Here is an 11,674-nt window from a genome sequence, read left to right on the forward strand (position 1 = left end):
AGGAGCCGGTCGACGACGTCCTGCATCGTGACGATGCCCAGCAACGTCCCCTTCTCCGTGACCAGCGCCAGCTGGCCCCGCTCCTCCCGCATGGTCGCCAGCGCCTGGTGGACAGGGGTGTCGGCCGGGAAGGTGAGGACGTCCCGGACGAGGTCGCGGGCGCGCACCGTCCCCGGCCTGCCCAAGGTGTCCCGGACGTGCACGAAGCCGATCACGTCGGTGCCGTCCCGGACCACGAGCCGCAGGTGCCCGCTCTCCCGGGAGACCTCGCGGATCCGCGTGACGGTGTCGTCGCAGCGCACGCCCGCGGGGTCGGGGTGGACCAGCGAACGCACCTGAGCCCGGTCCAGCTCCAGGGTGGTGACGAGCTGGTCGCGCCGCTCCTCGTCGAGCGCGCCGGCCCGGGCGGAGTGGTCGACGAGCTGGCGGAGGTCGTCGGCGTTGCGGCCCGCGGCCATCTCGTCGACGGGCTCGACACCGACCCGGTGCAGGCACCAGTTCGCCATCCCGTTGAGCGCCACCAGCAGCGGCCGGGTGACGACCATGAACGCCCGCATCGGCAGCGCCAGCAGCGTGGCCGAGCGCTCGGGGTGCGAGATCGCCCAGGACTTGGGCGCCATCTCGCCGACGACGAGGTGCACGAAGGTCACCACGACCAGCGACAGCACGAACGACACGATCCCCGCCGCGCCCGTGGGCAGCCCCCACCCGAGGAACACCGGCTCGAGCGCGTGGTCGACGGCAGGCTTGGCCACCGCGCCCAGGCCCAGCGTGCAGAGGGTGATGCCGAGCTGGGAGCCCGCGAGGAGGAGCGAGATGTCCTTGGCGCTCCGGAGCGCGGCCCGGGCCGAGGCGCTGTGCCCCGCCTGCTCCTCCAGCCGGTACCGCCGGGCCGCGACCAGGGCGAACTCGACGGCCACGAAGAAGGCCGACAGCACCACCAGCGCGATCGACACGACGATCGACACCGCGCTCACCGCTCCACCTCCGCCGGGGCGGAGTCCACGAGCCGCACCCGCACCTGCTCGGGCACCCGGCGGGCGACCTCGCGGACCTCGATCCGCAGGTCCCGCTCGGGCTGGTCGGAGTCGGCACCGCGCGGCAGCCGCACGCGGACGGCGTCACCGGGCTCGGGCAACCGCTGCAGCTCGGCGATCACCAGGCCGCCGACGGTCTGGTAGTCGCCCTCGGGGAGGTCGGCGTCGATCAGCCGGCCGACCTCGTCGACGTGCATCGTGCCCGGGACGACCCAGCCGTCCGGCGCGTCGAGGGGGCGGTCGGCCAGGGCCGGGTCGTGCTCGTCGGTGATCTCGCCGACGAGTTCCTCGGCGATGTCCTCCAGGGTGATCACGCCGGCGAGACCGCCGTACTCGTCGACGACGCAGGCGAACTCGTCGGAGGCCTGCCGTAACGCGGCCACCACGGCGGGCAGGGGCAACGACGCCGGCACCACGACCGCGGGCCGCATGACCTCCGCGACGCGCAGCGCCGAGGTGTCGCGCCCCTCCAGGGCGAGCAGGTCCCGCAGGCAGACGACGCCGACGACCTCCTCGCCCGTCTCGTCGAGCACCGGGTAGCGGGAGTGCCCCGCCGCCATGGCCTCGGCCAGCTCGGGCACCAGCAGGTCGGCCTCCACCGACGTGACGCGAGGCCGGGGGATCATCGCCGCCCGCGCGGGCCGGTCGGTGAAGTCGAGGACGCGGTCGAGCATCGTCGACAGGTCGGGGCGCAGGTCGCCGCTGTCGCGGGACTCGTCGATGATCGCCTCGAGGTCACGCGGCGTGGCCGCGTGCTCGACGTCGTGCACCGGCTCGATCCGCAGGGCCCTGAGCAGCACGTTCGACGCGGCGTCGAAAACCCGGACGATCCAGCCGAAGGCGGCCAGGTACAGCGTGGTCGGCAGGGCCAGCCGGCGGGCGACGGGCTCGGGGCGTGCGATCGCGAGGTTCTTCGGGAAGAGCTCGCCGAAGACCATCTGCACCACGGTCGAGAGCAGCAGGGCGAGGACCGTGCCGAGCGCGACGGCCCAGCCGGCGCCGCCCAGCAGCTCGCCGACGCCCGCACCGATCAACGGCTCGGCCACGTACCCGACCAGCAGGCCGGTCACGGTGATGCCCAGCTGCGCGCCGGAGAGCATGAAGGAGGTGCGCCGGGTGACGGTGAGGGCGCGCTCCGCGCCCGCGTCGCCGACGGCCGCCCGGGCCTTGAGCCGCGACCGGTCGACGGCCATGTACGCGAACTCCTGGGCGACGAAGAAGCCGGTCAGGGCGGTGATCGCGACGACCACCAGCACGCCGAGGAGGATGCCGAGCACGGTCATGCGAGCGCTCCGGCGGGGCGGGGGAGGGTCCGTCCGTACGGGACGGTGCCGGTACTACAGGAGGGGTCCATGGCTCCGTGACGAGTCGGTGGGCGGTCAGGCCTGTTTCCGGACAACGAGGATGATCCCGCGCCGGTTCCCGCGACGCGTCCCGCACCCCCGAACGGGGCGAGGCCCACCCTCGTCGGGCGGGGGCGGTGGCTACCCTGGCGCTCGTGAACGCCCCGCCGGTCCGGTCCGCCGCCCAGCCCGCCGATCCCCGCCGCGAGCTGGGCGCCGCGCTGCGCCGCTGGGCCGCGGACGGCACCGGCTCGATCGGCGTCGTCCGGGTGCTGGACCGGCACGGCTTCGGGGCCGTCGAGTCCGGACAGCTCCTGGCCGGCACCACGGCCGGCGAGTCCGCCGGCCTGCTCTACCACGGGGCCCTCGACGACTCGGCCGTCCCACTGGCCGGTGCGGCGGCGGGTCTCCCGCAGACCCGCACCACGCACGTCGCCGAGAGCGCGGCGCTGCAGGCCGGGCTGGCGTGCGCCGGCGGCGCCACCCTGCTCGGCCACCCGCTGCCCGCGGCCCTGGCCGACGCCCTCGGCGCGGCGCTGGAGGAGGCCCGCCCGGCCGCGCTGGTCTCGACGATCGACGGCGAGGCCGCACTCGTGCTCACCGGCCCGGACCTCGAGGAGGTGCACGGCAGCCTCGAGGAGGGCATCCCCGGGCTCGACGAGGAGGCCGCGCTCGCGGCCCGCGAGCTGCTGCGCCGCGGCGCCACCGCCACCGAGCGGCGGACCGTGGGGGACACCGAGATCCTGCTCGACCTCTGGGTGCCCGTCCCGTCCGTCCTCGTCGTCGGCGCGGGGGCGATCGGTGAGGCGCTGCTCGCGCAGGCCGCGCTCCTGGGGTGGGCCGCGCGCACCGTCACCGAGCTGGCGGAGGCCCGGGCCGCGGTGTCCGCCTTCACCGAGGCCGACGTCCTCGTGCTGCTCGACCACGCCCCGCGCTTCGACGCGATGCTGATCGACGGCCTCCGCCGCGGCCGCGGCTTCCTGGGTGCCCTCGGCTCGCGTCGCACCCAGGCCGCCCGGCGCGAGCGGCTGCTGCGCGCGGGCGTCACCGAGGAGGAGCTGGCCGCCGTCCACGGTCCGGTCGGGCTGGACCTGGGTGCCCGCACCCCCGCCGAGACCGCCGTGTCCGTCGTCGCGGAGGTCATCGCGGCGCGCTCCGGGCGCGCCGCCGGCGCGTTGGGCGCGTCGGAGGGGAAGATCGGGGGGTGAGCGCACCGAGCGGGCACCCGCGCCGGACGGTCCGGCGGGTCGGTGAGCCGGAGACGGTCCGGCTGCGGCACGTGGATCCCGGTCCCCGCAGGCGGGCCGACGAGGCCCCGACCACCCCCACGCCCCGCACGCGGGCCGGGCTGACGTGGGCGGCCCGGCTGGTGGTCGGTGCACTGTTGACCGCTGTGATCATCGTGGGCGGCACCATGTTCCGGGTCTGGCAGACCGCGCGGGTGGACGGGGACCGGCCGGTCGACGCCGTCGTCGTCCTCGGCGCGGCGCAGTACGACGGTGAGCCGAGCCCGATCCTCGCCGCCCGGCTGCGGCACGCGGCCGCGCTCTACGAGCAGGGTCTCGCCCCGCGCATCGTCACCGTGGGCGGCAGCCGCGCAGGCGACGAGTACACCGAGGCCGAGGCCGGTACGCGCTACCTGCAGGGGCGGGGCGTCCCGGCGAACGCGATCATCACGGTCGCCGAGGGCGCCGACACCCTGGGCAGCCTCAAGGCCGTCGCCGCCCGGGCCGAGCAGGACGGCTGGGACACCGCGTTGATCGTGAGCGACCCGTGGCACTCGCTGCGGGCCCGCACCATGGCCCGCGACTCCGGGCTGGAGGCCTGGACCTCGCCGACCCGCAGCGGGCCCGTGGTGCAGACCCGGGAGACCCAGGCGCGCTACATCCTCCGCGAGACCGCCGCCCTGCTGTACTACCGGCTCACCCACGCCTCGGCCGAGACCGAGAACACCGGGCTGCGCTGAGAGCGCCGGTCATGACCGCGACGGTCCCGGCGCCGGCCCGGGAGGGGTACGACGACCACGACCGCGCCCGGCTGCTGCCCGAGCCGCCCAAGGGTTCCGGGCTCGGCGAGCACCACCGCCCCGAGAAGCGCTCGCCCTTCTCCCGCGACCGCGCCCGGGTGCTGCACTCCGCGGCGCTGCGCCGGCTCGCCGGGAAGACGCAGGTGGTGGGGCCGGGCGAGGCCGCCGAGATCACCGGCATCCCGCGCACGCGGCTGACCCACTCGCTGGAGGTCGCGCAGATCGGCCGCGGGATCGCCGAGGAGCTGGGCTGCGACCCGGACGTCGTCGACACCGCCGGGCTCGCGCACGACATCGGGCACCCGCCCTTCGGGCACAACGGCGAGCGCGCGCTCGACGAGATCGGCGCGGCCTGCGGCGGCTTCGAGGGCAACGCCCAGACGCTGCGGATCCTCACCCGGCTCGAACCCAAGGTCGCCGTCGTCGACGCGGCCGGTGAACACCCCGGCGGCCTCAACCTCACCCGCGCCACGCTCGACGCCAGCTGCAAGTACCCCTGGCTGCGGCGCGGCGAGGAACGGAAGTTCGGGGCCTACGCCGAGGACCGCGCCGTGTTCGACTGGGTGCGGGAGGGCGCGCCGGTGCCGGCGGCCGGCTCCGCACGCTCCGTCTCCGGTTCCTCGGTCGACTCCGCACGTTCCGTCTCGGGTTCGTCGGTCGGCTCCGCACGCTCCGTCTCGGGTTCGTCGGTCGACTCCGCACGCTCCGTCTCCGGTTCGTCGGTCGACTCCGCACGCTCCGTCTCCGGGCCTCCACGGTGCGTCGAGGCCCAGGTCATGGACTGGTCCGACGACGTCGCCTACTCGGTCCACGACGTCGAGGACGGGATCCTGTCCGGCCGGATCGACCTCGCGGCGCTGTCCGCGTCGGAGGAGCGGGCCGTGCTCGCGCTGCTGGCGAGCACCCACTTCGGGGCCGACCCGGCCGCCTGCGAGGTCGCGGCCGAGGAGCTGGCCCGGCTGCCCGTCGTCGACGCGGTGAAGGGCTTCGACACGGCCACCGCACCCGCGGCCGCGCACGCCGCGCTCAAGCGGCTGACCAGTGAGCTCGTCGGGAGGTTCGTGCGCGCCGCCACGGACGCCACGCTCGACGCCCACGGCGAGGGCCCCGTCCGCCGCTACACCGCGGACCTGGTCGTCCCCGCCGAGGCGGCCGCGGAGGTGGCACTGCTGAAGGCGGTGGCGCTGCGGTATGTGATGAGCGATCCCGATCGGCTGCGGATGCAGGCGCGGCAGCGGGAGCTGCTCGCGGAGCTGGTCGGGGCGCTGCTCGCGGGCGCACCCGGCACGCTGGACCCGGTACGGGCGGGGGACTGGGCCGCGGCGGGCGACGACGCCGCCCGCCTGCGGGTCGTGATCGACCAGGTGGCCCTGCTGACGGATGCCGGCGCGATCGCCTGGCACCGGCGGCTGTGCCGCGACGAGTGACAGCGCTCACGGCTCCTCACGTCCGCGCCTCCCACGTCGTCTCCCCGGTATCCCGACCCGAGGAGGACGACATGGCCCGCATCCCCACCGTTCCCGAGGCCGAGGCCGGTGTGCTCGGCCGGCTGGTCTACCGCCTGGTGCGCCGGAGGTACGGGGCGGTGCCGGAGCCGTTCGCGGTGATCCGGCACCACCGCGGGCTGTTCTGGTCGGCGCTGGTCGCGGAGCTCGCCCTCCAGCGCGCCGCGCGGGTGCTGCCCGCCCGGGTGCGGGAGCTCGCGGTCTACCGGACGGCGACCGTCGTCGGCTGCTCGTGGTGCGTGGACTTCGGCACGATGCTGCAGCGGCTCGGCGGGCTGGACGTCGAGCGGCTGGCCCGGATCGACGCCTACGCCACCGACCCGCTCTACACCCGTGCCGAGCGTCTCGCCGTCGCCTACGCCGACGCGATGACGGCGACCCCGCCGACCGTCACCGACGCGCAGGTCGCGCAGCTGGAACGGGAGTTCGGCCGGGCAGGCCTGCTGGAGCTGACCCAGTCGATCGCCGTCGAGAACCAGCGGGCGCGGGCGAACCACGCCCTGGGGATCGTCGACCAGGGCTTCGACGCGGCGTGCCGCGTGCGGTCGGGGGAGCGGGAGCCGGCTCAGGCGCCCGGGCAGTAGCTCGACCGGGCGGCGTCGACCAGCACCTGCGCGTCCCGGGTGCCGAACCCCGCCGACACGGCCGCCGAGACCATCTCGCCGCGCGTCGCACCATCGGTGAGGGCGGAGCAGATCCCGTGACCGAGGTCGATCAGGGTGTCCGACGGGACGTCGGCCAGTGCGGGCCGCGCCGTCACCGCGGCCAGGAAGGCGCGGTCGCCGGTACCGACCGCGATGGTCGTGGTCGAACCGGTGCTCGCGGCGAGGGCGGCGGCCGAGATCCCGCCGAGGGCGGCCCCGGACGCGACGATCACCGCGACGAGCGCGGCGGGCAGCGCCCACCGCGGCAGTCGGGAGGCCGGTGCGGGCGGGAGCGGCGGGGCGTAGGGCTGCGGCCCGTACCCCGGCACCCCGTACCCGGGCGGCGGGGCGGACGCGGCGAACCGGTGCCCGTTCGAGGGGTTGCGCGGGGCGGGGGGTCCGACCGAGGGGTCACGTGGGGCGGGCACCGGCGGGGCGGCGTGGCGCGGACGGCCACCCGCCCCGGGCCGACCCGGGAGGGTCGCGGGCGCGGCGGCCCCGGGCGGTGGTGGGTCGCCCGTCCCCGCCGGCCCGCGCTGCTGCGGCACCGTGTGCCCGTCCTTCGTGTGCTGCCCGGCCATCGTGCCCCCCGAGTGCGGTCGAACCGTCTCCCGGTTCATCGTGCCCCGCACGGCGGGGCTTACGCCCCGGAGGGGTGAACCGCGCCGGGCACGGTGTCGTCCGACGGCAGCGGCTCACCGGGGCAGCCGGCCAGGATGCCGGCGACGGCGTCGTGCTCGGCCTGCGTGACCCACAGGCCGTACTTGGCCTTGACCGCCACCTGCCGGGCGACGTAGTCGCAGCGGTAGGCGCGGTTCGGGGGGAGCCAGGTGGCGGCGTCGCCGTCGCCCTTGCGGGCGTTGGTGGGGCCGTCGACGGCGAGCAGGTTGAGCGGGTCGTTCCCGAGCCGCTTCCGGGCGTCGACATCGAGCTGCTGGGCGCCCTTCTGCCAGGCGTCCGACAGGGCGACGACGTGGTCGATCTGCACGTCGTTGCTGGTGTCCTGGCCGCGGGTGAAGGCGATGGTGCGCCCGGTGTACGGGTCGGCGAGGGTGCCGGTGAGCACCACGCAGTCGTGCGTACCGGGCTTGAAGGTCTCGCCGGTCATGTCCCGGGCGAGGACGTCGTTGCGCTGGTCGCAGCCGTTGCGGTCGATGTCGGACCAGCTCGGGCCGAACTCGTCGCGGTCGTAGCCGGTCTTCGGCGCCCGCCCCTTGACCGGCAGCGTGGCGAGCGTGTCGGCCGCGGTGCCGGTCGGGGCAGGGGCGACCGACGACGTGTAGCGGTCGGCAATGGCGGCACATCCGGATGCCGTCAGGAGGACGAGAAGGACTGCGGTGAGGATCCGGGCGCCGTGCATCGGGCGATCCTCCCCTCCCACACCCGGGCTCTGGTGGTGACACGCCGTGACGACTCGGTCACCACCACACGTGTCACCACCACACCCGCAGCTTCGCCGGGTTCATGACCTGTCGGGCCGCGGTGATCCGGGGCTCGCCGGCCTCGTCGCGGACGACGGTGATCGCGGTCGCCGAGGCCGCGACCCGCGGCGAGGCCGGGGTGACGAAGCCGGGCTCGCCGTTGACCCGCACGGGGATCCAGGCGGCGGGGTCGACGTCGGCACCGTACTGACGCAGGAGACCGGCCAGCAGCCGGATCAGCCGGTCCGCGCCCGCGACCGGCCGCAGCGCCGTCCGCACCGCGCCGCCGCCGTCGCTGGTGAGGACGACGTCCGGGTGCAGCACGCCGAGCAGCGCCGTGCGGTCCGCGCGGGCCAGGGCGTCCGCGAAGGCGGTGAGCACCTTCTCCTCGGCGGCGGCCGGCACCCGCGACGGCAGTGGGCCGCCCGCGGCGACGATCCGCCGGGCCCGCGCCGCGTGCTGCCGGGCGGCCTCCTCGCTGCAGCCCAGCACGGCGGCGATCTCCGCATGGGCCGCGCCGAGCGCGTCGTGCAGCACGAGCGCGACCCGCTGGGCCGGTGTCAGGCGTTCGAGCAGGAGCAGGGCGGCCAGCCGCACGTCCTCCCGGCGCACGACGGCGGCGAGCGGGCCCTCGTCATCGGGCGTGGTCACCAGCGGCTCGGGCAGCCAGGGTCCGACGTACGTCTCCCGCCGGGCGGCGGCCGAGGTCAGCCGGTCCAGACAGATCCGACCGACGACGGTCGTCAGCCAGGCCCGCGGGTTCCGCACCCCGGCCGCGTGGTCCGACCACCGCAGCCAGGCCTCCTGCACGGCGTCCTCGGCGTCGGCCAGGCTCCCGGTGATGCGGTACCCGACGCCCAGCAGGTGCGGCCTCAGCTCCTCGAAGTCCACCCGCTCATCGGACCGCGTCGAGCACCGCCGTGACCAGTACCCGGGCGGTGTCGAAATCCGTGCTCAGCACGTTCTTCGTCACCGCGAGGGCGACGCCGCGGTCCGGGTCCGCGCCCGCCCCGGCCATGCCGAACACCCGCGACGAACCCTCCTGGTCCCACGGCAGGCCCAGCCCGAAGCCGAGGCCCCACCGGCACGGGTTGCCGTAGACCCGGTCGGTCCCCGACGACGACTCGGTCCAGGCGGCCGGAGCCCGGTCCCGGGAGACCACGGTGCCGTCGAGCCAGCCTGCGTACATGCGGGCGAGCGCGCGGGCCGACACCTTCGCCCCGGCCGGGATGTCGGCCGCGAGGATCCGCGGGTCGGAGCCGAGTGCGGCGGTCGGGAACAGCGCCGTCGGGACGGCCCGGAGCATCTCCTCCGGCAGGTCGAGATCGTCATCCTCCGGCCCCGGCGCGTCCTCGGGCACGGCCAGCCCGGAGGGATCGGCCATCCCGTAGGCGATCTCCCCCGGGAAGCCGATCGCCGCGGTGAGGTCCGCCAGCAGGTCGCTGAGCTCGCGACCGCTCGCTCGGCGGGCGATCTCGCCGTTGAGGAAGCCGAAGGTGTAGGCGTGGTAGCCGACGGCCGTCCCCGGTTCCCACCACGGTTTCGCCTGTTCCAGCGCGGCGACCATGGTCGGCCAGTCGCAGACGTCGTCGACCGTCACGCCGGGGGGCAGGCCGGGAACGCCGGCGGTGTGGTCGAGGGCCTGCCGCACCGTGATCGCGTCCTTGCCGTGCGCGGCGAACCCCGGCCAGATCTCGGCGACCCGGGTGTCGGCGGTCAGGGCACCGGCGTCGACCAGGCGGTGCACCAGGGTCGCGGTGGCACCCTTGCCGACCGACCAGTTGGAGAAGAGCGTCCCGGGTTCGACCGGCCGGCGGGTGACGGGGTCCGCGAGGCCCACGGCGACGTCGACCACCTGCCGACCGTCGACGTACGCCGCCACCTGCAGCCCCCGCTCCCGACCGGACCGCACCAGCTCGGCCGCCCGCTCCGTCACGACCTCCTGCACGTCTGTCATGACTCTCCCCTCGCTCACCCAGGATGGACCGTTCCCGCCCCGCGCGGTCATCGGTCGGCGAGGTCGGCGACGCCGGTCCCGCCGCCCGTGCCCGGGCGGCCGGCCCCCGCGGTGCGGGTCCGGGCCGCCCCTCGTGCCGGGCACCCCGGGAGCGGATCACTGTCGAGCAGTGCTGCGGAATGGGGCCCGTGGGCAGGTGAGCGACCCATGTCCTCGTGTGGGCCGCGGGGTGCTGCTCCCACCGCTCGGCCGGCCGATGCGGGATGCGCACGCTCCTGGCCGAGCACCGGCTGGTCTCGGGGCGGCCCCGGGCAGCCGTGGCGCGTCGAGCCCGTACCGTCCACCGGGGCACCGACGGCACCTGCGCCGTCGTCCTCGACCGCTGGGTTGGGGGACCTCGCGATCGACGGCTCGGGTGCCGCCTCGGGTAGTCCTGCTCGTCCGAATGACGGTGCGGTATTCGCCAGTTCCTACGTCCGTCCGATGTAACGCTCAGGTCCGCGGCGGAGATTCGTAGGCATGAGCTTCTCCGCCGGACCCCTCGCCGACACGCTGACTGCGCTCGGCGTCTCCGCCGCGATCGCCGTGCTGGTCCTGGTCGCCGGCGCGCCGCTGCTGGTCGACCTGGTCGGGCCGCGGAAGCGCCGCCTACAGGTGGGCGCGGCGGGCACATTGCCCGTGACCGCCCCGGTGTCAGCTCCCGCCGACACCGCACCGGCCGAGCCGGTCGCGCCCGCCGCGGAGAGCGGGGGCGCACCGGCGCGGGTCGAGGACCTGGCGCGGATCGAGGACCTGGCGCGGGTCGAGGACCCGGCGCAGAGCGGCCGTGCCGACGCCCGGTCGCAGCAGGGGGCGTCGCAGCAGGGGGTGTCGCGGCAGGGGGTGTCGCGGCAGGGGGCGTCGGCGAAGTCGTCGCAACAGGGGCTGTCGCAGCAGGGGTTGACGGCGCGGGTGTCCGCGGAGCGGAAGTCTTCGGGGTCGGGATCGGGGTCGGGGTCGGCGCGGTCCAGGTCGTCGTGGCCCGGCGGGATGCCCGAGCAGACCCGGCCCCCGCTCGCGGTCCGGGGCGCCGCGCGGGAGATCAGCCTCCCGCTCCAGCGCACCACGCTCGCGCCGGTGATCCCGCTGCAGCGCCCGGGCTCCCCCTTCAGCTGACGCGGTCGCGCCTCCGGGGACCGCCGGCCGACGCGTGACCGCCGATCGCCGTTGCCGTGCGACGACGGCTGCCGCCTCCGTCCGCACCGCACCCGTGTGCCGATCACATCGTTGATCGACGTTCGTGTGCACTCCAGGCCGCCCGGCCCTCACTCTGCGCACCGCAACGCCGATCACGAGCGCCGGCCCGGGCCGAGCGGGTGCTCGATCGTCGGTGCTGTGCGGTCACGGTCGCCCGGCCTGCCCCGCCGGGCCTCCCGCGTCCGTCCGGCGCGGCACCGCGCGACGCCGCTGCGCGTGCGGGACATGCTGATGGCGCTCGCGATGCTGCTGGTGGTCGTCGCGGTGGGCGGCGGCGTGCGCTCCTCGAGGTCACCGAGGCGATCGAGGACGACATCGACGAGCTCGAGGCCGGCCCAGGCCGTGTGTCGGGGCCCGGACCACGCCTTCAGCGCCGATCCCGTTCCCGGCCGCGTCGTCGACCCGGCGACGGACGTCCAGGACACCTGCCAGGCCTGCGCCTTGCCGGTGACGGCGTGATGCGCAGGGACCGGGCCGGCCTGCTGATCCGCTGCCGCCCGGCTGC

12 protein-coding genes are annotated in these 11,674 nt (G+C 75.8%); 6 read left to right on the top strand and 6 right to left on the bottom strand.

The annotated features are described in order from the left end of the window. Window positions 1-977 (bottom strand): CNNM domain-containing protein (locus ACL02T_RS08040; RefSeq protein WP_412829978.1); only part of this gene is annotated, 977 nt, incomplete at its 3' end. Then, window positions 974-2,320 (bottom strand): hemolysin family protein, encoded by a 1,347-nt coding sequence (locus ACL02T_RS08045; protein WP_412829979.1) that lies wholly within the window; start codon window positions 2,318-2,320, stop codon window positions 974-976. The genes ACL02T_RS08045 and ACL02T_RS08040, both read right to left, overlap by 4 nt. 215 nt (window positions 2,321-2,535) lie before the next feature. Between ACL02T_RS08045 and ACL02T_RS08050 the strand changes: the two genes are divergently transcribed. From ACL02T_RS08050 to ACL02T_RS08065, 4 genes are all read left to right on the top strand, one after another. Continuing rightward, window positions 2,536-3,588 (top strand): XdhC family protein, encoded by a 1,053-nt coding sequence (locus ACL02T_RS08050; RefSeq protein ID WP_412829980.1) that lies wholly within the window; start codon window positions 2,536-2,538, stop codon window positions 3,586-3,588. 140 nt (window positions 3,589-3,728) lie between these two features. Further along, window positions 3,729-4,346, top strand: coding sequence for a YdcF family protein (locus ACL02T_RS08055; RefSeq protein ID WP_412830267.1), 618 nt, complete (start codon window positions 3,729-3,731; stop codon window positions 4,344-4,346). Window positions 4,347-4,357: 11 nt separating this feature from the next. After that, entirely contained in the window at window positions 4,358-5,833 is a 1,476-nt protein-coding gene (locus ACL02T_RS08060; protein ID WP_412829981.1) for a deoxyguanosinetriphosphate triphosphohydrolase family protein, read from the top strand. Between the two features lie 71 nt (window positions 5,834-5,904). After that, a complete protein-coding gene (locus ACL02T_RS08065) occupies window positions 5,905-6,495 on the top strand; it encodes a carboxymuconolactone decarboxylase family protein (RefSeq protein ID WP_412829982.1) in 591 nt (196 codons plus the stop codon). Here ACL02T_RS08065 and ACL02T_RS08070 read toward each other — a convergent pair. The 4 genes from ACL02T_RS08070 to ACL02T_RS08085 all read right to left on the bottom strand — a co-directional run bounded on the left by ACL02T_RS08070 (window position 6,477) and on the right by ACL02T_RS08085 (window position 9,933). Continuing rightward, the gene (locus ACL02T_RS08070; protein ID WP_412829983.1) at window positions 6,477-7,136 is read right to left on the bottom strand and encodes a DUF732 domain-containing protein; all 660 of its coding nucleotides are present in this window, start codon (window positions 7,134-7,136) and stop codon (window positions 6,477-6,479) included. The two genes, ACL02T_RS08065 and ACL02T_RS08070, sit on opposite strands and share 19 nt — an antisense overlap. A gap of 59 nt (window positions 7,137-7,195) precedes the next feature. Beyond that, window positions 7,196-7,915: an HNH endonuclease family protein gene (locus tag ACL02T_RS08075; RefSeq protein ID WP_412829984.1), complete on the bottom strand. Its 720-nt coding sequence runs from the start codon at window positions 7,913-7,915 to the stop codon at window positions 7,196-7,198. Window positions 7,916-7,988: 73 nt separating this feature from the next. Beyond that, window positions 7,989-8,867: an RNA polymerase sigma factor SigJ gene (gene sigJ, locus ACL02T_RS08080; RefSeq protein ID WP_412829985.1), complete on the bottom strand. Its 879-nt coding sequence runs from the start codon at window positions 8,865-8,867 to the stop codon at window positions 7,989-7,991. Between the two features lie 4 nt (window positions 8,868-8,871). Next, window positions 8,872-9,933 carry a serine hydrolase domain-containing protein gene (locus tag ACL02T_RS08085; protein ID WP_412829986.1) on the bottom strand — a complete coding sequence of 354 codons (1,062 nt, stop codon included), beginning with the start codon at window positions 9,931-9,933 and terminating at the stop codon, window positions 8,872-8,874. 519 nt (window positions 9,934-10,452) lie between these two features. On the opposite strand from ACL02T_RS08085, the gene ACL02T_RS08090 reads away from it, so the two are divergent. Together ACL02T_RS08090 and ACL02T_RS08095 are read left to right on the top strand one after the other, a co-directional pair. Then, a complete protein-coding gene (locus tag ACL02T_RS08090) occupies window positions 10,453-11,088 on the top strand; it encodes a hypothetical protein (RefSeq protein WP_412829987.1) in 636 nt (211 codons plus the stop codon). A 219-nt stretch (window positions 11,089-11,307) separates the two neighbouring features. Next, a complete protein-coding gene (locus tag ACL02T_RS08095) occupies window positions 11,308-11,628 on the top strand; it encodes a hypothetical protein (protein WP_412829988.1) in 321 nt (106 codons plus the stop codon). The last annotated feature ends 46 nt before the right edge of the window (window positions 11,629-11,674 follow it).

Source organism: Pseudonocardia oceanicola, from assembly GCF_047200735.1.
Lineage (GTDB): Bacteria > Actinomycetota > Actinomycetes > Mycobacteriales > Pseudonocardiaceae > Pseudonocardia.